Raw genomic sequence first — 20,358 nt, forward strand, 5'->3', positions numbered from 1 at the left:
TGCATCTTGATGCACCTCTAATTCTATTGATTTTGTGAAACTCGATTATTTTGTGGATAAATAGGTGAAATACTGTGCTAAGCAAACGATTCTACTAATTAGAGTGACATGCATATCAAAATCAACAGTATTCATTTCTAAGCGTTTTCTCTTTGAAAATGCCCCATTCAACCCGTCTTACAATCCAGTCTTTGATCTATTTTTGACCGAAAACGGTGGGTGTTGTTGGTAGCACTCCGGCGCTAAGTGATGTGAAATTCAGAGATTATGCGAATGGTATTTATGTTGCGGCGGGGTCTTACTTTGTGACGATTACTGTAGCGGGTCAGCCGTCAGTTGTGGCTATCGACTCTGCGCCCGCAACCTTAGCTGATGGTGTGGTGTATCAAGTCGTGGCGATTGATGATTCGATGGGTACGGGTTTTAACCTAATTGTCAGTGAAACAACAGACTAGATCTGAAGACAGAACGTAGAAGAGGGTAGATCAATGCTACCCTCTTCTTATTTGTTTTCTTTGACTCTATTCTTGGTTAGTTTTGGCTTTCTCTAATAAATCCGTGAAAAAGTGACGTAACGAGTAGAGCATGATCAAACTTGGAATCACCATAAGTGCGGTCAGTATAAAGAAGGTTGACCAATCATTGAGGTAATCGACCAATTCACCACTAAATGAAGCCAGTGTTGTTCGACCGAAGTTACCCAAGGATGCGAGTAATGCATATTGGGTTGCAGAGAAGGCCTGCCCAGTTAATAACGTTAAGAAAGAGACAAAAGCTACTGTTGAAAAGGCGGTCGTGAAGTTATCGACAATAATCGTTGCCAAGAACAGTGTTTCACTTGGGCCTGCTTGAGCGATCCATGCAAACATTAGATTACTGGCTGCCATGGCAACACCGCCAATCATCAGTCCGCGTACAATGCCGAATTTTACATTGAAGACGCTGCCTACCAAAGTGAAGAATATGGTTGCGCCCCAACCAATTAACTTCGAATAGTGGCCGATCTGTTCGTTACTGAAACCTATCTCTTTATAGAAGGTGATCGACATGCGACCTAGGAAGGCTTCACCTATCTTAAATAGGAATACGAACAGCAGTAGGGTGATGGCAACTTGAACTCCGTTTCGTTTGAAGAAGTCATAAAACGGTTCTAACACGGTAACACTGAACCAAGCCACGACTTTCGAACCGACAACCTTATTGTGGCGTTGCTGAGCCTGTTCTTGCAGGGCTTCGCGTTGTGTATTTGGCTCTCCGACAAAAAGAGTAAACAGCATTAGTACGACAACGACGCCTGCCATTCCGTAATACACGCCATTCCAACCGATTGAGTCTGCGTTAATAAAGGCAAGGTAGCCTGGTAGAGAATACCCCGTCCACCAACCAATTACGGCCATTGCAGAAGCTTGCGGCAGTTTTGATGCTTCGGATTTTGGGAAGGTATCAATACGAAATGCATCAATCGCGATGTCTTGCGTGGCTGAGGCAATGGCAATAGCGAGCGCCAACATTGAAGTAAACGCCAAGTTCTCTGCGGGATTGACGCCTGCGATGAATAAGGTACCGATTAAAACAATGGATTGGCAGAAAAAGATCCAACTGCGTCGCTGGCCGAGTATTGCGTGAAGCACCGGCAGTTTTACTCGGTCTACCAATGGTGCCCATAGAAAGTTAATCGCATACACGGCAAACACACTGCCAAAGTAGCCGATGGCAGCACGCGTTAAACCTGCATCTTTTAGCCAACCAGACATATTGGATCCAATAAGAACCCATGGGAAGCCACTCGAACAGCCGAGCATAAACACCCAAAGTAGGCGTTTATCTAGGTAGCTGCGGAAAGTCTGCATCCAAGAAAGAGAGGGAGTGCCTGATGACATAGGGCGTCCTTGTGTAGAAAAACGCCCTTAAGAAATAAGGGCGTTAGATTGGATTACTTAAGAAGGGTCACTTTAGTGATGACGATTGGGTCAACTGGTATGTCTGACATGCGGCCCATTCGCTTGGTTGGAATCGTTGCCATCTTTTGAACAACATCAAAACCTTCAGTTACTTTGCCGAATACAGCGTAGCCTGGGTTGCTACCTTTTGCGTTCAAGAAGTCATTATCAGAGAAGTTAATGAAGAACTGACGAGTTGCAGAATCTGGCGCATTAGTACGAGCCATCGCGATTGTTGCTGTATCGTTCTTCAAGCCATTGCTGCCTTCATTCTTGATAGGAGCGTAAGTTGCTTGTTGATTCATCTCTTGATCGAAGCCGCCACCTTGAGCCATAAAGCCAGGAATAACACGGTGGAAGATCGTGCCTTCGTAGCTGCCGTCAGCAACGTATTTTAGGAAGTTCTCCGCACTAACCGGTGCTTGTTCTTGGTTAAGCTCAATAGTGAAGTCGCCTAATGTTGTTTCCACGTTTACTTTAGGACCAGCCCAAACGCTCACGCTCACTAGCATTAATGCGATAGAAGATAAAATACGACCCATTAGAAACGTTCCTTCATGTAAGTTTGTAGCTCTTGGTCGTTAGCGATCTCAGTAAGAACCAAGTTGATCACGTCATTAAGAACCATAGAGATGTCGTCGTTAGATGCACTCAATGCACCAGTGCGTGTTGCAGTGCCGTTGAATGTTTTAACTAGTTTGCCTTCAGGTGTTTCAGCGGTAACTTCAAGCGTTACTTTACCGTCCATTTTGTTTTCCATAATGGTGTGCTCTACGGTAACGAGTGCTTCTTGAATCTCTAAAACAATCGAGTTTTCACTGTTTACGCTCGCACGAAAACCTTGAGACTCTAACTGCTGTGCAACAGCATTTTCTAGAGAAATACGCATGTTTTGCTTAGCGTGAATTGGCTGAATGTTTGAACGGCCACTATCAACCAATGCAACATATTGAGCGGCACGAACATCTTTACTGGTTAGTGTGTATGTTTTGCCTTGTACAAGGTTGCTTGAGCTTAGTGAAGCTTCTGGCATTACATTGATCTGTTCTTGCTGAGGGGCTGAACATGCTGTCAAAGCCATAATAGAAGCAGCCAAAATCAGTTTTTTCATTCCTTTATCCTTTCTAAATTCACACCAGAAGCTCGGTATCTTAAATTCTTGTGAAGTCGTTTCTGCTTATTTATTAAAATTCGCAGGTTCTCTTGTTGCTTGTAATATCTCAAATTTTTGGTTTAGTTCAAGCGTTTCAACGTTAGCTTCACCAAATAGTCTTGCTAGTTTGACATCGTATCCGAGGTGTCGGTTGCCAATAACAATTAATTTGCCTCCATTGCTTAGAACATGCTTTGCATCACAGAACATTTGCCACGCAATGTGATCCGTAATCGCTTGTTGCTGATGGAATGGAGGATTACACATCACTAAGTAGGTGCTGTTTTTCTTGAAGCCATCTAAACAGTTGTTGGCGATGAACTGGAAGTTGCCTTCTTCACCAAGGTTATCTTTGACGTTTTGGCGCGCCGATTCCACCGCCATAAAGCTTTCATCCACACAGGTGATACGGGCTTGTGGGTTCAATTGCCCTGCTTTTACACTCAATACACCGTTGCCACAACCAAGATCGATGATATGACGTAGCTCAGGATCTTGAGGGATGTGCTCTAGCATATAGCGAGCGCCTTGATCGAGTGCTTCCCCTGAGTAAACATTTGGTAAATTTTTCAGGCGGATATCTTCACCGTCTACATCCCATTCAACAAAAGGCTCTACCGTTTGAATTGGCTGGCAGTTTGGAGATGAGAAGACTAAGCGGTGTTTTTTCTTCGCTAGTGATGTTTTGGTTTCGCCTAGGTATTTTTCGAACAGGTTAAGCGTAGAGGTGTGAATCTCTTTTACCTTGTTGACGCCGATCACTTGGCAGCCTTCAGGCAATGCTTGGCGTAGCTGACTCAATTGCCAGATTAGGTGACGATTTGTTTTTGGCAGCTGCATGATCACAAGATCGATACCGTGTGGGATATCATCCATCGTGTTCAAGAAGTTCACTCGGTTACTTTGATTGCGCTGCAAGTTTTTCAGGGCACCACGGTGAGAGATAAATGAGTCGCTCATCATAGTGACATCATGATCTTTCGAGAACCAAGCGGATAGGGCACCGAAGCTGTCGTTCATGATCAGGATGTGTTTGCCAGGTTCGAGGTTCATCTCTTCAACATGACTGATCAGGTATTCGTCGCCCGCATCCCAAGCTTGAAGGGTTTCATTTGAACGTTTCGGGAAACGATGTAAGGTTAAAGTTCTATCGTGAAGGGTAAGTTCGGTTTTCATTGCTTGAGATACTTATGTAAGAAATAACAAAGATATTGTCTCAAATGCAGGCTGAACAAGATAGAAAAAACTCAACCAAACCTACGCCATTCGCTATCAAATACTCAGACAGTCGACCGCTTAGGGTTTATACTCATCCCACGGATAATGCCAATACGTTATTAAGGAATCACAATGATCCAAGAAGTTATCGAAACAAAATTGCACAATGAGTTTTCACCAAGTCATTTAAACGTGGTTAATGAGAGCTATATGCACAATGTTCCGGCCGGTTCTGAGAGTCATTTTAAAGTGATTGTTGTCAGTGATGTGTTTGAAGGATTGCGTCTTATTGCTCGTCATCGAGCGGTAAATAAAGCTCTTTCAGAAGAGCTAGCGAATAATATTCACGCACTGTCCATTCACACTTATACAAAAGATGAATGGATGAAGCAGCTCGATAACGTGCCAGACAGCCCTATGTGTATGGGTGGTGGCAAGTAACACAGCGAGCATATTGACAAAAGGTGGTGATGCCGCCTTTTTTGTCGCCAAACCTATGTGTTTTTCGTTGTTATATCACTCAAACTGATGGCAATTTGAACGACTAAAAACACCTACAATGAGTAATGTTTTTATTAACAGTGTTTCAACATAACTCGTAAAATATTAGTTTGTGACAGAGTATTAATCTCTTGTTTAAAACACGATTCAAAAGCCAATCTATCTGTGCGGCTCGTCAAATTTATACATATTTGAGAGTCCATATGCTTCAAATCTCACCAAATAAAGGCCGTATTCAAGTTATTGGTCATGGCATCAAGTTGTCAAAAAATGCTAGAATACGGCACCTGATAAATCTCACATAATATTTGTGATGAGTTTATTAATGTAATGTTGCGATTTTGGTATCTCAAATTTACCAAAACCGGACACTGTAATGTCGTGTCTAAGGGCGATTTTAAAACGTCCCGAATTTACGCAATTAAAAGAATCTTTTTCCCGATAAAGTAGTGCAAGTGCGTATGATTACAATAAAGAAGGGTTTGGATCTTCCTATCGCAGGAACTCCATCCCAGGTGATTAATGATGGTAAGTCCATCACTAAAGTCGCCTTGCTTGGCGAAGAGTACGTTGGTATGCGTCCTACGATGCATGCTCGCGTTGGTGATGAAGTGAAGAAAGGCCAAGTTCTTTTTGCAGATAAAAAGAACCCAGGTGTTGTATTTACTTCTCCAGCAAGCGGTAAAGTTATTGAAGTGAACCGTGGTGCTAAGCGTGTTCTTCAATCAGTAGTGATTGAAGTAGCAGGCAATGAGCAAATCACGTTCAATAGCTATGAAGCTAACCAACTAGTAGGCCTTGACCGTGAAACGGTTAAAGCTCAGTTAGTTGAGTCTGGCGCATGGACCGCTTTGCGAACTCGTCCGTTCAGCAAGGTTCCAGCAGTTGATTCTGAAACTCAGGCTATTTTCGTTACTGCTATGGATACTAATCCGCTAGCAGCTGAGCCAGAATTAATCATTAACGAGCAGTCTGATGCTTTCGTTGCTGGTTTAGATCTTCTTTCAACTCTGACTAACGGTAAAGTGTACGTTTGTAAAAAAGGTACTAGCTTACCTCGTTCAGCTCAGTCTAACGTTGAAGAACATGTTTTTGATGGCCCACACCCTGCAGGTCTTGCAGGCACGCATATGCATTACCTATATCCGGTAAATGCACAAAATGTAGCGTGGAGCATTAACTACCAAGATGTTATCGCATTCGGTAAGCTTTTCCTTACTGGTGAGATTTACTCTGAGCGTGTTGTTTCTCTGGCTGGTCCAGTGGTGAACAACCCACGTCTAGTTCGTACTCAAATTGGTGCTAGCCTTGAAGAGTTGACAGACAGCGAGTTAATGCCAGGCGAAGTTCGTGTGATTTCTGGTTCTGTACTTACGGGTACTGAAGCAACAGGTCCACATGCTTTCCTTGGTCGTTACCATCAGCAAGTTTCTGTTCTACGTGAAGGTCGTGATAAAGAGCTATTCGGCTGGGCTATGCCTGGTAAGAACAAGTTCTCTGTTACTCGTTCATTCCTTGGTCACCTGTTTAAAGGTCAGTTGTTCAACATGACAACGACAACAAACGGTAGTGACCGCTCAATGGTTCCAATTGGTAACTACGAGCGCGTAATGCCTCTAGATATGGAACCTACATTGCTGCTTCGTGATCTATGTGCAGGCGACATTGATAGTGCTCAAGCACTAGGTGCGCTAGAGCTAGACGAAGAAGATGTAGCATTGTGTACCTTTGTATGTCCAGGTAAGTACGAGTACGGTCAACTACTTCGTGAATGCCTAGATACGATTGAGAAGGAAGGGTAATTTTCATGGGCCTTAAAAAGTTTCTTGAAGACATCGAGCATCATTTTGAGCCAGGTGGTAAACACGAGAAGTGGTTTGCGCTTTACGAAGCAGCAGCGACAGTGTTCTACACGCCAGGTCTTATTACAAAGAAAAGCTCGCACGTTCGTGATAGCGTTGATTTAAAACGTATCATGATCATGGTTTGGTTCGCGGTATTCCCAGCAATGTTCTGGGGTATGTACAACGCGGGTGGCCAAGCTATCGCAGCACTTAACCATATGTATGCAGGTGCTGAACTAGCATCTGTTATCAGTGGTAACTGGCACTACTGGCTAACCGAAATGCTTGGAGCCTCCTTAGGAGCCGATGCAGGTGTTGGCAGCAAGATGCTACTTGGTGCGACTTACTTCCTACCTATCTACGCAACGGTATTCATCGTTGGTGGTTTCTGGGAAGTTCTGTTCTGTATGGTGCGTAAGCACGAAGTAAACGAAGGTTTCTTTGTTACTTCTATCTTATTCGCGCTTATCGTTCCGCCAACACTTCCTCTATGGCAAGCAGCACTAGGTATTACCTTCGGTGTTGTAGTCGCTAAAGAGATCTTCGGTGGTACGGGTCGTAACTTCCTGAACCCTGCACTTGCTGGCCGTGCGTTCCTATTCTTTGCATACCCTGCACAGATTTCAGGTGACGTAGTTTGGACTGCTGCAGATGGTTTCTCTGGTGCAACTGCTCTTAGCCAATGGGCTCAAGGCGGCGGTAGCGCACTAATGAACGTAACATCTGGTGAAGCAATCACTTGGATGGACGCATTCATTGGTAACATCCCAGGTTCTATCGGTGAAGTATCGACTCTAGCACTTATGATCGGTGCTGCGATGATCGTTTACATGCGTATCGCTTCATGGCGAATCATTGCTGGTGTAATGATCGGTATGATTGCTGTGTCTACGCTGTTTAACGTGATCGGTTCTGATACTAACGCAATGTTCAGCATGCCTTGGCACTGGCACCTAGTTCTAGGTGGCTTCGCATTCGGTATGTTCTTCATGGCGACTGACCCAGTATCAGCTTCATTTACCAACAAAGGTAAGTGGTGGTACGGCATCCTAATCGGCGCAATGTGTGTAATGATTCGTGTAGTTAACCCTGCATACCCAGAAGGCATGATGCTTGCGATTCTATTCGCAAACCTATTTGCTCCTCTGTTTGACCACGTTGTAATCGAGAAGAACATTAAGCGGAGACTAGCGCGCTATGGCAAGTAATAACGATAGCATTAAAAAGACGCTGTTTGTTGTTATCGCATTGAGCCTAGTGTGCTCAATCATCGTTTCAACAGCTGCAGTTGTTCTTAAACCTAAGCAACAAGCTAACGCGGTTCTAGATCAGCAAACTAAGATCCTTGAAGTTGCGGGCATTGAACTTGCGGGTAATATCCCTGAACTGTACGCAGAGAACATTGAACCTCGTCTAGTTGATTTCGCTACTGGCGATTTCGTTGACGGCGATGCTGCTGCATACGACCAACGTAAAGCGGCAAAAGATCCAGCTCAGTCAATCAAGCTTTCAGCTGAAGATGACATCGCTAAGATCCTTCGTCGTGCTAACACGGGTACTGTATACCTTGTGAAAGATGGCGCTGAAACTTCTAAAGTTATCATCCCTGTTCACGGTAACGGTCTATGGTCAATGATGTACGCATTCGTTGCGGTAGAAACTGATGGCAACACAGTTTCTGGTATCACTTACTACGAGCAAGGTGAAACTCCTGGACTTGGTGGTGAAGTTGAGAACCCATCTTGGCGCGCTCAATTCGTTGGTAAGAAATTATTCGACGAAAACCACAAACCTGCTATTCAGGTTGTTAAAGGTGGCGCTCCTCAAGGTTCTGAGCACGGTGTAGATGGCCTTTCTGGTGCAACACTGACTAGCGTTGGTGTTCAACATACATTTGACTTCTGGTTAGGTGATATGGGCTTTGGTCCGTTCCTAGCAAAAGTTCGTGACGGAGGTCTGAACTAATGTCTAGTGCAAAAGAAATTAAAAAGAGCATCTTAGCGCCGGTGTTGGACAACAACCCAATCGCGCTACAGGTTCTTGGTGTGTGTTCTGCTCTTGCGGTAACCACTAAGCTAGAAACAGCATTTGTTATGACTATCGCGGTAATGTTTGTTACTGCTCTGTCTAACTTCTTCGTTTCTTTGATCCGTAACCACATTCCTAACAGTGTGCGTATCATCGTTCAGATGGCAATTATCGCATCACTAGTAATCGTGGTAGACCAAGTGCTTAAAGCATACCTATACGATATCTCTAAGCAGCTATCTGTATTCGTAGGCCTAATCATTACTAACTGTATTGTAATGGGTCGTGCTGAAGCATTCGCAATGAAGTCTGCGCCAATCCCATCTCTAATCGATGGTCTTGGTAACGGTCTTGGTTACGGTTTCGTTCTTATCACTGTTGGTTTCTTCCGTGAGCTTCTAGGCTCTGGCAAACTATTTGGTATGGAAGTACTACCTCTAGTGAGCAACGGTGGTTGGTATCAGCCAAACGGCTTGATGCTTCTAGCACCTTCTGCATTCTTCCTAATTGGTTTCTTGATTTGGGCAATTCGTGTGTTCAAACCAGAACAAGTAGAAGCGAAGGGGTAAGGTAGTCATGGAACATTATATTAGTCTGCTAGTTAAATCGATTTTCATCGAAAACATGGCGCTTTCTTTCTTCCTAGGTATGTGTACATTCCTAGCGGTATCTAAGAAAGTTAAAACTTCTTTTGGTCTTGGTGTTGCGGTAGTTGTAGTACTTACAATCGCTGTTCCTGTAAACAACCTTGTTTACACACACATCCTGAAAGAAAACGCGCTTGTTGAAGGTGTCGATTTAAGTTTCCTTAACTTCATCGCATTCATCGGTGTTATCGCGGCACTTGTACAAATCCTAGAGATGGTTCTAGACCGTTTCTTCCCACCTTTGTACAACGCACTAGGTATCTTCCTTCCACTGATCACAGTTAACTGTGCAATCTTTGGTGGTGTATCTTTCATGGTAACTCGTGACTACAACTTTGCTGAATCTGTTGTTTACGGCTTCGGTTCTGGTGTGGGTTGGATGTTAGCTATCGTTGCTCTTGCGGGTATCCGTGAGAAGATGAAGTACTCTGACGTACCTCCAGGTCTTCGTGGCCTTGGTATCACGTTCATTACTGTTGGTCTGATGGCGTTAGGCTTTATGTCTTTCTCTGGTGTTCAACTGTAGGGTAAGCACCCAGTAATAAGGAATAACAAATGTTTAGTATTATTCTTGGCGTAGCGATGTTTACCATTATTGTACTGGCTCTAGTACTAGTGATTCTTTTCGCTAAGTCTAAGTTAGTACCATCAGGTGACATCACTATTTCAGTAAACGGCGACCCTGAAAAGGCGATCGTTACTCAACCTGGTAGCAAGCTACTTGGTGCCCTGGCTGGCGCTGGTATCTTCGTATCTTCTGCTTGTGGTGGCGGTGGCTCTTGTGGTCAGTGTCGTGTAAAAGTTAAGTCTGGTGGTGGCGACATCCTTCCAACTGAACTTGATCACATCACAAAAGGTGAAGCTCGCGAAGGCGAACGTCTTGCATGTCAAGTTGCTATGAAAACTGACATGGAGATTGAACTAGACGAAGATATCTTTGGTGTTAAAAAGTGGGAATGTACTGTTATCTCGAATAACAACGAAGCTACTTTCATCAAAGAACTTGCTCTAGCGATCCCTGAAGGTGAAGAAGTTCCGTTCCGCGCGGGTGGTTACATTCAGATTGAAGCTGAACCACATCACGTGAAATACGCAGATTACGATATTCCTGAGGAATACCGTGGTGACTGGGATAAGTTCAACTTGTTCCGTTATGAGTCTATCGTTAAAGAGCATTCGATCCGTGCTTACTCTATGGCTTCATACCCAGAAGAGAAAGGCATCATCAAGCTTAACGTGCGTATCGCAACTCCGCCGCCAAACAACCCTGACGTAGCTCCTGGTGTTATGTCTTCATACATCTGGTCTCTTAAAGAAGGCGACAAATGTACTATTTCTGGTCCATTTGGTGAGTTCTTTGCTAAAGACACAGACAATGAAATGGTATTCATCGGTGGTGGTGCAGGTATGGCGCCTATGCGTTCTCATATCTTCGACCAACTTAAGCGTCTTAAGTCTACTCGTAAGATGTCTTACTGGTATGGCGCGCGTTCTAAGCGTGAGATGTTCTACATTGAAGATTTCGATGGCCTAGCGGCTGCAAACGAAAACTTCGTGTGGCACTGTGCACTGTCTGATCCTCAACCAGAGGACAACTGGGACGGTTACACTGGTTTCATCCACAACGTACTGTACGAAAACTACCTGAAGGATCACGAAGCTCCTGAAGATTGTGAGTACTACATGTGTGGTCCACCGATGATGAACGCTGCTGTTATCGGCATGCTGAAAGATCTTGGTGTAGAAGATGAAAACATCCTACTAGATGACTTCGGTGGTTAATCCACTTAAGTGATTGATATTATGGCTGACTCCTACGAGTCAGCCATTTGTTTTTCTAAGACAGCTTTTGACAACATACTGGCTTATATAAGAAAGAGTAAGGCATTCAAAATACCTATTTTTTACTCTTATTTTTCCTTATATAAATCCTCAACATTAGACAGGAGTAAGCAAGTGAGAATTTGGCTTGTTGCATTAACTTCTTTGATTTTTCTTGCGGGCTGTGAGCAGTCAAGAGAGCAAGTGCATTTGAGTGGCCCAACGATGGGCACGAGTTACAATATTAAATACATCAATGGTGATGAATTTCCTGAGTCTAATGAAGTTCATACAGAGATCGATCGTCTACTTGAAGAAGTAAACGACCAGATGTCGACTTACCGTGAAGATTCCGAATTAAGCCGTTTCAACCAGCATAAAGGTGCGGATGCGTTCGAAGTATCTGAGCAAACAGCGACGGTTGTGAAAGAAGCGATTCGTTTGAACGGTCTTACTGAAGGAGCTCTGGATGTAACGGTTGGTCCGTTAGTTAACTTATGGGGTTTTGGTCCTGAAGCTCGTCCTGAAGTTGTGCCATCAGATGAAGAGCTGGCGGCTCGCAAGGCTAAGATTGGTATCCATCATCTTAGTGTTGAAGGCAACATGTTGAAGAAAGACCTACCTAACCTGTATGTCGATCTATCCACGATTGCAAAAGGTTGGGGTGTTGACGTCGTCGCTGACTACCTTGATTCTATCGGTATTCACAACTACATGGTTGAAGTCGGTGGCGAAATTCGTCTGAAAGGTTTAAACCGTGAGAACGTGGGCTGGCGTATCGCGATTGAGAAACCAAGCGTTGATGAGCGTAATATCCAAGAGATCATCGAGCCGGGTGATATGGCTATCGCAACCTCTGGTGATTACCGTAACTATTTTGAACGTGATGGTGTTCGTTACTCACACATCATCAACCCTGAAACAGGAAAGCCTCTTCACCATAAAGTGGTTTCTGTGACTGTTTTAAACCCGTCTTCAATGACTGCAGACGGCTTATCTACGGGCCTTATGGTCTTAGGTGAGGAAAAAGGAATGGAAGTCGCAAACCAACATAACATCCCAGTGTTCATGGTGGTAAAAACAGCAGATGGCTTTAAAGAAATTGCTTCTGAAGCATTTAAGCCATACTTAGGTAAATAAGGTAAGCGAGATAATTATGAATACATTTCTGATTACATTTGGTGTTTTTCTTGCAGTAATCGCAGCGATGTCAATTGGCTACATTATCCAAAAGAAAGTTGTGAAAGGTAGCTGTGGCGGTTTGGGTGCTGTTGGTATTGATAAAGTATGTAACTGCCCTGAACCTTGTGACGCGCGTAAGAAGCGTGAAGCACGTGAAGCTTACCGTGAAGAGAAGCTGGCTGAGCGTCAACAAAAAGAAGCGGCTTGGAGTAAAGACCGTATCGCTTAATGGGTGACAGTCATAGGGGATAGAGTTATCTATGCCCTCAAATTGAAAAGCTCAAGATTATCGTCTTGAGCTTTTTTAGTTTTGAGGTCTAGCAATTAATCTTGGCATACCAAAATGGAAACAAAAGCGAATGACTATTGTTCGATTTGCATGCTGTTACGCGCAAACACTAGTTGGTTTCTACCTTGCTCTTTTGCCGTATAAAGAAGCTCATCAGCGGCTTTGATCTGTTCATCTAACTTCGCGTCTAAATCGGTTACGCCGATACTGATACTGACCTTGATTCTTTGAGAGTCATGCTCAACAACATGGCTTTCAATGGCTTCTCTCATGGACTCTAAGTTGTCAACAAAGCTTTCAAATGCGCAGCACGACTGAATACAAAACTCTTCGCCACCAAAGCGCACAGCGACATCGTCTTTGAAATGATCTTTGATTATTTTCCCTACATCGATCAGCACGGCATCACCACCATCGTGTCCAAAGGTATCATTCACTTTCTTAAAGAAGTCGATGTCCATCATCGCGATGTTTCGTTGATCGCAGCCTTTACAAGGATGATTGAACAGGTAGCGACGATTCCATAAGCCAGTAAGAGCATCCTCGTTGGCATGTCGAAATAGCTCATTAGCCGCTTCTTTCATATCAAGCAGCTGATGGATACGGCAGAAAAACTCTTCTTGGTTAAAAGGTTTGTAAAGGAAATCGTTGGCACCCGCTTTAAGGAATCGCGCTGTCATAGTGCGATCATCACTCCCGGATAATCCTAGAATGGCCAACTGGTTTCTGTCGTGATCGCGTCGAATCTCACGGATCATCGCTATACCGTCTTTCTTCGGCATATCATGGTCTGTAACAACGAATGTAATATCAGGGTCGTTCTGAAGAAGCTTTAATGCTTGTTCGCCATCTTCGGCTTGGATTGTTTGGATATATTGGTGTTCTAGAAGTTGAGCTATGTAACGGCGAACGACCGCTGAATCATCGACAACCAATGCTTTGTGATGGCGATTATTCGAAATTCTTTGAACCAGGGGAAGTAGGTAGCTTACTGATGACATACTGTCTTTAAGTATGTAATCGATAACGCCTTTGGCTAGGACTTGCTCTCGCAGTTGATTGTCGAACATCCCGGTCAGGACAATGATTTTCTGTTGATAGCCTAAGACGAGATCAATGATCTCGCCGTCTTGACCGTCAGGTAAACAGTAGTCGAGGACTGCACACAAGAAATCCGTTTCTTGCTCTAAGATCGCTTTGGCTTCTTCTACAGATTCCGCCAACGCAACTTCATAGCCATCGTTCTTAAATTGTTGGTAAAGATAGTTTCTGAATGCGCGACTATCCTCTACCACTAGTATTTTTTCACTCAAAAGCTATCCCTACTTATAGACTAAATACTCCTAACAATACTATCAGAATAGTGGGCGGCGAATGAAGTGAAACCTGTTGAGCTGGACTCCAGATCATTTTAAATCTGAGAATAATTGATTATACTGTTCATAGATACAGTTGTAAGGTTGAGTTATTTCCAAATGTGCAGTTCGGACCAAGAGAAAGTCAGAAAAATAATCCATGTCGATATGGATTGTTTTTACGCGGCTGTAGAAATGCGTGATAACCCTGCTTACCGAAATCGCCCGTTAGCTGTTGGTGGGCATGAAAAGCAACGCGGCGTTTTGAGCACCTGTAATTATGAAGCCCGCAAGTTTGGTGTTCGCTCTGCAATGCCTACCGGAAAGGCCCTACAGCTTTGTCCTAATCTATTGGTTGTGCCGGGAAGAATGTCGGTCTATGTCGAGATATCTAAAAAGATCCGTGAAATCTTCTCTCGATACACATCAATCATTGAACCACTTTCCTTGGATGAAGCTTTCCTTGATGTCACCGATTCTAAGCGGTGTCACGGTTCAGCAACACTTATTGCCGAGTCTATTCGCCGTGATATTTGGAACGAACTGAACCTGACAGCTTCTGCAGGAATTGCACCGATTAAATTCTTGGCGAAAGTGGCCTCAGATCTGAATAAGCCCAATGGTCAGTTTGTTATCCCTCCACAAGACGTGCAATCAGTGATCGATGAGCTACCACTTGAAAAGATTCCCGGTGTCGGCAAAGTGAGCATAGAAAAGCTGCACCAAGCGGGTTTCTTTACTTGTAAGGATATCAAAGAGTCTGACTATCGAGACCTGCTACTCAAGTTTGGCCGTCAAGGTGCATCACTCTGGAAGCGCAGTCATGGCATTGATGATCGAGAAGTTATCATCGAGCGCGAGCGAAAATCGGTAGGTGTAGAGCGCACCTTTACCCAAAACATTTCAAGCTACGCAGAATGTTGGCAGGTAATCGAAGATAAGCTATTTCCTGAACTCGAGACTCGCTTAGAAAAGGCTAGCCCAAGCAAAGCGATCATCAAGCAGGGCATTAAGCTCAAGTTCGCCGACTTTCAACAAACCACGATTGAACACATCCATGCCTCTCTCGATCGTGAACACTTCAAAGAGCTGCTTAGTGAAATACTGAAAAGACAACAGGGGCGAGAAATACGCCTGCTTGGTTTAAGCGTAATGCTGCAACCTAAAGACCAAATGCGTCAGTTGAGCTTCTTTTAAAGATAATGAGTGAGATGAATACCGACTACGCTTCATAGCCTAGTCGGCTTTTTATAAGTAAGAATTACCTAGGAAGTTGTTTTACTCGCGCTAAGGTATCACTGAACGGTTGCTGCTCTAGCTTGCCGTAACCGACCATTTTACTGGCTTTGAGTTTGGTTGAAAGCGGGGTGGCGATTCCACATAAGAAGCGAGTAATTGCCTCGTCGGTAATCAGTTGTTGGCTAGCCGAAATAAACTCATGTATCCATGTCATCACCGTCTCATCATCGATAGGTTCAACATCAACGGTTGGTAAGATTGCCACTTCTCCTCGACATACAGAGCAGTGACCGCAGTTTGTTGGTGCTTTATCATCGGCAAAATAACTCGCAAGGCGTGAGCTTAGGCAAGTATCCGCCTCAAAGAAATTCAGCATTTGGTTAAGGCGGTTTATCTCGCTGTTTTCTTTTGCTTTAAACAACTCAGTTAGACGCTCTGACAGTTGCATCATATCTTCAGAAGTATTGTGGATCGCGTAGACATCGGTGATCTGCTTGCTTTCTAGTTCAATCCAACCTTGTTCATTGAAGTAGTCGATAGCCGCAATCACACGCTGACGATCGGCTTGGAAGTGTGTCCAAAGCGCATCGAAGTCGACTTGGCACCACACTCTTGCTTGAGGAGAGCATTGGAAAATCGCTTCGACAAATTGACGACGTTCACTTTGAAATTGCTCTGTGATCTGCTGTTTCGGACGAATGAACTTAAATTTGTAGTCTGCGAAGTAGCTGTACTTGGGCTCAATCACACCTTCAATTTCGAGATACACCAGTAGTGTTTTTAGCGGTAACTGACGAATGTTGGATTCACGTGATAGTTGATTAAGCATGATCTCCCATTGATTCGAGCCAGAAGCGCCAATGTTTTGATTTTCGTAGATCTCTTTTAATACCGCTTGGATCGATATGTTGTCTGGCGTATCACCAAAAACGAAGTTCTCGAGTGTGCTTAAACCGTGTTTGTTAGCCAGTAAAATACATTCAGACGCTTGCCCATCTCGACCAGCTCTGCCGATCTCTTGTGAGTAGTTTTCGATCGATTTTGGTAAGTCAAAGTGAATCACTCGGCGAATGTTGGACTTATCCACGCCCATACCAAACGCGATAGTTGCGACGATACAGCTCACGTCATCATTCATGAATTGGTGTTGAATAGCATCTCTATTTTCAGGCTTAAGACCCGCATGGTAAGCCACTGCATTAACGCCAGCATTGCGAAGCTGCTGAGCCACCATCTCTGCCGTTTGTTGAAGGGTGACATAAACAATAGTCGGAGCGAGAGAAGCTTGGTTAACCACATTGCACAAGGTTTCTAGCTTACTGGTTTGTTCACAAGGTTGAATCGACAGATCGAGATTTTGACGATAGAAACCCGTAACCACAACGCGCTCCTCATCAATTTCAAACTTTGACTTCATATCTTGGATAACCGCTGTAGTCGCAGTGGCTGTCAGTAGTAGAACCTGAGGAATATTGAGCTGCTTTTGGTATTGAGGAAGCTTCAGGTAATCGGGTCTGAAGTTGTGTCCCCATTCTGAAATACAGTGCGCTTCATCGACCACAAGCAGTGAGATAGGCACTTGGGAGATAAACTGACGAAAGCGTTCGTTCTTCAAGCGCTCAACGGAGATCATGAGGATCTTGGTGTCACCGTTACGTACCGACTGCATAACCTGTTGTGTTGTTTGTCTGTCTTGGCTTGACTCGATTGCCGCTGCGCTAATGCCTTTACTGTGCAGGAAAGCGAGTTGGTCTTTCATCAAGGCTAAAAGCGGTGATATTACCAAGGTTAAGTGCGGCAACTCTAATGCTGGTAATTGATAGCACAGAGATTTACCTGAGCCTGTTGGGAATATGGCCGCAGTCGAGTGACCAGATAGAACGTTATCAATGACTTGCTTTTGCCCATTACGCAGTGAGTCGAATCCGAATACTTGTTTTAGCTTCTGCTCAATCATTTATGTTCTACCTGAGTTATTAAGTGTCGTATTGATGCTAAAGCGGGCGCCTATTCATGATAGCGTCGCTTGATGAATCAAATGTCTTGCACCTGATTGTACCTAATTCTATTCTGTAGCTCCTATAGAAAAGCACCCCAATAGTATGAATAAGTCTGAGCTTCGCCAAATAATCATAGAGCAACTCGAATCCCGATTACGTATCGCACAATCTGCTACTCAACGCGCGATTGATGCTGCGACAGATGAAGAGACAGTGCCTGAGCATAAGTACGATACATTGGCACTAGAAGCTTCATATCTCGCCCATGGCCAAGCGGTGAGGGTGCAAGAGTGTGAGGACGACATTCAGTGTTATCGCAACTTAGTGCTGCGTGATAGTGAGAAGATTGCAGTGAGCAGCTACGTTGTGGTCATTGACGAGCATGATAAATATAAACACTTTTTTATGGGACCTAGAGTCGGCGGGCTTTCTGTCACGTGGAATGAGAATGAGATTGCCATCGTGACGGCAAATGCACCTTTTGGTCAGGCTCTAATGGGTAAAGAAGTTGGCGATGAGATTGAATTTAAAGTCGCTGATAAGCAGTTTTGCTACGAAGTTATCTCTATCGACTAACTAACTGACTAATAGATATAAAACGTTTCTCTGACAAAGAGGCATAATCCAAGGGTATAGTAATCTGTCAGATTGATGAGAGGATGTTATGAAAAGCTATGTATTTATGAAAAACAGTGTATTAATTGCATCGTTAACTGCGGCGATGGCAGTTGTGAGCCTGCCAACGTTTGCTGCTCAGTGTCGAGTTGATTTGAAGAATGAACTAAGAATCGATGATCAAAAAGTCGAAATCCATCAAGTGAATGGTGATACGGCCGTTTTTGATGATAACAACGACCTCTATATCCATGGTGAGAAGGTTGAGCTTGATGCCGACCAACAAGCGGCGATTGAGAAATACCGCGAAAATATGAGTGAGTACTTACCTCGAGCGAAACAAATGGCGAACGATAGCTTAGCGTTAGCCAATGACGTGATTGATGATATCGCGGCTAGCCTGGATTCACCTGAGTCATTTGATAATGTAAAAGAATCGATGAAAACCTACTTTGCAGAACTGGAAGCGCGTTATTACAAAGATGGCGAATTAGTGTTACCTGCAGAAAGCTTTGATTCGATGGCCAATGGCTGGTCTGAAGATTTCGAGAAGGCGAAAGAAATCTTTAACCAAGAATTTATCTCTAGCGCTTTTAATGCGATGTCAGAAAAAATGAAACAAGATGGTGGCCTAAACCTGACTGAATTGGCTGACAGTATGGCTGAATTAAAGCTGAAAGTTGAAGAGCGAATGAAAGAACACTCTCAACAAGTGAAAGAGGAAGCGAATGAGTTCTGTGATTCTCTTGATGAGATGGCGGAACAAGAGCAAGAGCTGCATGAAATCATTCCGAATCTAAAGGACTATCAAGTATTCACGATCTAATCTGAATTAACTGATGAATCACAAGAGCACCGTTTGGTGCTCTTTTTGTTTGTATAAATGGAACCATACGGCGAGTATTTATCTCTATTTAATCCATTTCCTTCTCAAGCCTTCCATTTCGCTTTGTTGTTTCTAATTGAACGATAAGACTGGTCTTTTGTTAATTTTGTGGTTCTAAATAGCGCATTGATTGTAAAAAATAGAGAATTGTTCATTTATTGGTTGTGCCTATCATTGCTTTTTATTACTGTACTTCCCAACTAGTTCACTGATTCTTAATGCGGGCGATATGGACCAACAACCTTCCTCTTCAAGAGAGCACTTTAGCTCTCGTTTAGGCTTTATTTTAGCAGCGGCTGGTGCAGCGGTTGGCTTGGGTAATATTTGGGGTTTCCCGACTCAAGTTGCCAGCAATGGTGGTGGCGCTTTCCTTTTAGTCTATTTGATCATGATCTTCGTGGTTGCTTTCCCTATGCTGGTGGTTGAGATGGCTATCGGCCGTCACGGCCAAGCAAACCCAGTTGATAGCATGCGATCTTTGACGACAAACCCTTTGGGTAAGAAAGTCAGTGAGTTTATCGGTTGGGTTGGACTGAGTGTACCAAGCGCCGTATTGGCGTTTTACAGTATTGTTGGTGGCTGGTTGATCTGCTTCCTAATTGGTGCGGTCGCGGATCTTATCGGCCTAGAAGCGATTGCTGATTGGTTTAAAGGCTTCAGTGTTGAGCGCAACGTATTTGGTACCGTCGCGTTCTATGTACTGACTATCTTGATTGTGCAGGGCGGTGTTAAGCAAGGCATCGAGAAGTGGTCGACTCGTTTGATGCCTGCGCTGTTTGTTTTATTTGGCTTATTGTTTGTTTACATCATGACGCAATCTGGCGCGATGGAAGGCTTAAAACATTACCTTGTTCCAGACTTTGAGAAAGTGTGGGATAGAAAATTGATTCTGGCGGCAATGGGACAGGGCTTCTTCTCGCTCACTATTGGCGGTTGCTCGATGTTGGTTTATGGCTCTTACTTAAGCAAGAAAGAGAACCTGCCAAAAATGGCGATGAACGTGACGCTGGTTGATACTGCTGTCGCTTTTATTGCTGGATTAGTGGTGATGCCAGCAATGTTTGTTGCGATGCAAAAAGGCGTTCAAATCTACGCTGAAGACGGCTCACTATTAAGCTCTGACACTCTAGTATTCACGGTTTTGCCGTTGATGTTTGATAGTTTAGGTGTGCTTGGACAGATCTTTGCGATTGTGTTCTTTTTACTACTAACGATTGCTGCACTGACTTCTTCGATTTCGATGCTTGAAGGCCCGGTTGCGCTAGTGAGTGAGCGTTTCAATACTAGACGAACGCCAACAAGCTGGGTGATTGGTGGTGCTATCGCGCTGTTTAGTGTGGTGATTGTTTACAACTTTGCTGCGATGTTTGGCATGGTAGCGATGATTGCAACTCAGTATCTTCAACCAGTCGCTGCACTGATGTTCTGTGTGTTTGGTGGTTGGGTATGGAGCCGAGCTTCAAAAGTGAAAGAGCTTGAACAAGGCAGTCCTGATTTTCAACTTGGTTGGTTTGGTAAGGTTTGGCCAATGTATGTGAAGTTTGTGTGCCCAATTTTGGTAGCAACGGTTATCTGGGCATCTTTCGGTTAATGCAGAACCCTATCTGGGCTTTTTGAAATTACCTCCTCTGAACTTGAAA

19 protein-coding genes and 1 pseudogene are annotated in these 20,358 nt (G+C 44.0%); 14 read left to right on the plus strand and 6 right to left on the minus strand.

The genetic code is table 11. The features are described from left to right. Window positions 1-193 precede the first annotated feature (193 nt). Window positions 194-455, plus strand: a pseudogene (locus ACED41_RS12890) (2-dehydropantoate 2-reductase); the annotation flags it as partial. A 66-nt stretch (window positions 456-521) separates the two neighbouring features. On the opposite strand, the gene ACED41_RS12895 reads toward ACED41_RS12890, so the two are convergent. The 4 genes from ACED41_RS12895 to ACED41_RS12910 all read right to left on the minus strand — a co-directional run bounded on the left by ACED41_RS12895 (window position 522) and on the right by ACED41_RS12910 (window position 4,269). Then, window positions 522-1,880 (minus strand): MFS transporter, encoded by a 1,359-nt coding sequence (locus tag ACED41_RS12895; protein ID WP_017059905.1) that lies wholly within the window; start codon window positions 1,878-1,880, stop codon window positions 522-524. A 53-nt stretch (window positions 1,881-1,933) separates the two neighbouring features. After that, window positions 1,934-2,482, minus strand: a complete 549-nt coding sequence (locus tag ACED41_RS12900; protein ID WP_017059906.1) for a peptidylprolyl isomerase — start codon at window positions 2,480-2,482, stop codon at window positions 1,934-1,936. Further along, the gene (locus tag ACED41_RS12905) at window positions 2,482-3,051 is read right to left on the minus strand and encodes a YajG family lipoprotein (RefSeq protein ID WP_017059907.1); all 570 of its coding nucleotides are present in this window, start codon (window positions 3,049-3,051) and stop codon (window positions 2,482-2,484) included. The genes ACED41_RS12900 and ACED41_RS12905 overlap by 1 nt, the downstream gene beginning before the upstream one ends. A 66-nt stretch (window positions 3,052-3,117) precedes the next feature. Further along, a complete protein-coding gene (locus ACED41_RS12910; RefSeq protein ID WP_017068516.1) occupies window positions 3,118-4,269 on the minus strand; it encodes a methyltransferase in 1,152 nt (383 codons plus the stop codon). 174 nt (window positions 4,270-4,443) lie between these two features. Between ACED41_RS12910 and bolA the strand changes: the two genes are divergently transcribed. The 9 genes from bolA to nqrM all read left to right on the plus strand — a co-directional run bounded on the left by bolA (window position 4,444) and on the right by nqrM (window position 12,563). Further along, the gene (gene bolA / locus ACED41_RS12915; protein WP_017064186.1) at window positions 4,444-4,752 is read left to right on the plus strand and encodes a transcriptional regulator BolA; all 309 of its coding nucleotides are present in this window, start codon (window positions 4,444-4,446) and stop codon (window positions 4,750-4,752) included. Window positions 4,753-5,273: 521 nt separating this feature from the next. Next, the gene (locus ACED41_RS12920) at window positions 5,274-6,614 is read left to right on the plus strand and encodes a Na(+)-translocating NADH-quinone reductase subunit A (RefSeq protein ID WP_019823845.1); all 1,341 of its coding nucleotides are present in this window, start codon (window positions 5,274-5,276) and stop codon (window positions 6,612-6,614) included. A 5-nt stretch (window positions 6,615-6,619) separates the two neighbouring features. Next, window positions 6,620-7,864, plus strand: coding sequence for an NADH:ubiquinone reductase (Na(+)-transporting) subunit B (locus tag ACED41_RS12925; protein WP_017067139.1), 1,245 nt, complete (start codon window positions 6,620-6,622; stop codon window positions 7,862-7,864). Beyond that, a complete protein-coding gene (locus ACED41_RS12930) occupies window positions 7,854-8,621 on the plus strand; it encodes a Na(+)-translocating NADH-quinone reductase subunit C (RefSeq protein ID WP_017059911.1) in 768 nt (255 codons plus the stop codon). The genes ACED41_RS12925 and ACED41_RS12930 overlap by 11 nt, the downstream gene beginning before the upstream one ends. Then, complete coding sequence (locus ACED41_RS12935; protein WP_008223083.1) at window positions 8,621-9,253, plus strand: NADH:ubiquinone reductase (Na(+)-transporting) subunit D; 633 nt, start codon at window positions 8,621-8,623, stop codon at window positions 9,251-9,253. Before ACED41_RS12930 ends, ACED41_RS12935 begins: the two co-directional genes overlap by 1 nt. A gap of 7 nt (window positions 9,254-9,260) precedes the next feature. Beyond that, window positions 9,261-9,857, plus strand: a complete 597-nt coding sequence (gene nqrE, locus ACED41_RS12940) for an NADH:ubiquinone reductase (Na(+)-transporting) subunit E (RefSeq protein WP_009848375.1) — start codon at window positions 9,261-9,263, stop codon at window positions 9,855-9,857. 29 nt (window positions 9,858-9,886) lie between these two features. Further along, a complete protein-coding gene (nqrF, locus tag ACED41_RS12945) occupies window positions 9,887-11,113 on the plus strand; it encodes an NADH:ubiquinone reductase (Na(+)-transporting) subunit F (RefSeq protein WP_017059912.1) in 1,227 nt (408 codons plus the stop codon). 174 nt (window positions 11,114-11,287) lie between these two features. Further along, entirely contained in the window at window positions 11,288-12,292 is a 1,005-nt protein-coding gene (locus tag ACED41_RS12950) for an FAD:protein FMN transferase (protein WP_017059913.1), read from the plus strand. A gap of 16 nt (window positions 12,293-12,308) precedes the next feature. After that, entirely contained in the window at window positions 12,309-12,563 is a 255-nt protein-coding gene (gene nqrM, locus ACED41_RS12955; RefSeq protein WP_009848378.1) for a (Na+)-NQR maturation NqrM, read from the plus strand. Window positions 12,564-12,697: 134 nt separating this feature from the next. Here nqrM and ACED41_RS12960 read toward each other — a convergent pair whose 3' ends face one another. Further along, entirely contained in the window at window positions 12,698-13,936 is a 1,239-nt protein-coding gene (locus ACED41_RS12960) for a response regulator (protein WP_371725100.1), read from the minus strand. 162 nt (window positions 13,937-14,098) lie between these two features. Between ACED41_RS12960 and dinB the strand changes: the two genes are divergently transcribed. Beyond that, a complete protein-coding gene (gene dinB / locus ACED41_RS12965; protein ID WP_029235195.1) occupies window positions 14,099-15,175 on the plus strand; it encodes a DNA polymerase IV in 1,077 nt (358 codons plus the stop codon). A gap of 64 nt (window positions 15,176-15,239) precedes the next feature. Here the strand turns inward: dinB and ACED41_RS12970 are convergent, their stop codons facing one another. Further along, window positions 15,240-17,174, minus strand: coding sequence for an ATP-dependent DNA helicase RecQ (locus tag ACED41_RS12970; RefSeq protein WP_371725101.1), 1,935 nt, complete (start codon window positions 17,172-17,174; stop codon window positions 15,240-15,242). Between the two features lie 145 nt (window positions 17,175-17,319). Here ACED41_RS12970 and ACED41_RS12975 point away from each other — a divergent pair, with 145 nt between their 5' ends. From ACED41_RS12975 to ACED41_RS12985, 3 genes are all read left to right on the plus strand, one after another. Next, the gene (locus tag ACED41_RS12975) at window positions 17,320-17,793 is read left to right on the plus strand and encodes a GreA/GreB family elongation factor (RefSeq protein ID WP_102333774.1); all 474 of its coding nucleotides are present in this window, start codon (window positions 17,320-17,322) and stop codon (window positions 17,791-17,793) included. A gap of 88 nt (window positions 17,794-17,881) precedes the next feature. Continuing rightward, window positions 17,882-18,658: a YggN family protein gene (locus ACED41_RS12980; protein WP_102333775.1), complete on the plus strand. Its 777-nt coding sequence runs from the start codon at window positions 17,882-17,884 to the stop codon at window positions 18,656-18,658. Between the two features lie 289 nt (window positions 18,659-18,947). Continuing rightward, window positions 18,948-20,309: a sodium-dependent transporter gene (locus tag ACED41_RS12985; protein ID WP_371725102.1), complete on the plus strand. Its 1,362-nt coding sequence runs from the start codon at window positions 18,948-18,950 to the stop codon at window positions 20,307-20,309. The last annotated feature ends 49 nt before the right edge of the window (window positions 20,310-20,358 follow it).

It is taken from the genome of Vibrio sp. 1F255 (genome assembly GCF_041439145.1).
Lineage (GTDB): Bacteria > Pseudomonadota > Gammaproteobacteria > Enterobacterales > Vibrionaceae > Vibrio > Vibrio crassostreae_C.

What these genes read in the sequence shown, in the direction of transcription:
- nqrE (WP_009848375.1), top strand. Translation starts at nt 9,261, where the DNA reads ATGGAACATTATATTAGTCTGCTAGTTAAATCGATTTTCATCGAAAAC.
- ACED41_RS12985 (WP_371725102.1), top strand. Translation starts at nt 18,948, where the DNA reads ATGGACCAACAACCTTCCTCTTCAAGAGAGCACTTTAGCTCTCGTTTA.
- ACED41_RS12930 (WP_017059911.1), top strand. Translation starts at nt 7,854, where the DNA reads ATGGCAAGTAATAACGATAGCATTAAAAAGACGCTGTTTGTTGTTATC.
- dinB (WP_029235195.1), top strand. Translation starts at nt 14,099, where the DNA reads ATGTGCAGTTCGGACCAAGAGAAAGTCAGAAAAATAATCCATGTCGAT.
- nqrM (WP_009848378.1), top strand. Translation starts at nt 12,309, where the DNA reads ATGAATACATTTCTGATTACATTTGGTGTTTTTCTTGCAGTAATCGCA.
- ACED41_RS12920 (WP_019823845.1), top strand. Translation starts at nt 5,274, where the DNA reads ATGATTACAATAAAGAAGGGTTTGGATCTTCCTATCGCAGGAACTCCA.
- nqrF (WP_017059912.1), top strand. Translation starts at nt 9,887, where the DNA reads ATGTTTAGTATTATTCTTGGCGTAGCGATGTTTACCATTATTGTACTG.
- ACED41_RS12925 (WP_017067139.1), top strand. Translation starts at nt 6,620, where the DNA reads ATGGGCCTTAAAAAGTTTCTTGAAGACATCGAGCATCATTTTGAGCCA.
- ACED41_RS12970 (WP_371725101.1), bottom strand. Translation starts at nt 17,174, where the DNA reads ATGATTGAGCAGAAGCTAAAACAAGTATTCGGATTCGACTCACTGCGT.
- ACED41_RS12895 (WP_017059905.1), bottom strand. Translation starts at nt 1,880, where the DNA reads ATGTCATCAGGCACTCCCTCTCTTTCTTGGATGCAGACTTTCCGCAGC.
- ACED41_RS12980 (WP_102333775.1), top strand. Translation starts at nt 17,882, where the DNA reads ATGAAAAGCTATGTATTTATGAAAAACAGTGTATTAATTGCATCGTTA.
- ACED41_RS12910 (WP_017068516.1), bottom strand. Translation starts at nt 4,269, where the DNA reads ATGAAAACCGAACTTACCCTTCACGATAGAACTTTAACCTTACATCGT.
- ACED41_RS12975 (WP_102333774.1), top strand. Translation starts at nt 17,320, where the DNA reads ATGAATAAGTCTGAGCTTCGCCAAATAATCATAGAGCAACTCGAATCC.
- ACED41_RS12900 (WP_017059906.1), bottom strand. Translation starts at nt 2,482, where the DNA reads ATGGGTCGTATTTTATCTTCTATCGCATTAATGCTAGTGAGCGTGAGC.
- bolA (WP_017064186.1), top strand. Translation starts at nt 4,444, where the DNA reads ATGATCCAAGAAGTTATCGAAACAAAATTGCACAATGAGTTTTCACCA.
- ACED41_RS12905 (WP_017059907.1), bottom strand. Translation starts at nt 3,051, where the DNA reads ATGAAAAAACTGATTTTGGCTGCTTCTATTATGGCTTTGACAGCATGT.
- ACED41_RS12935 (WP_008223083.1), top strand. Translation starts at nt 8,621, where the DNA reads ATGTCTAGTGCAAAAGAAATTAAAAAGAGCATCTTAGCGCCGGTGTTG.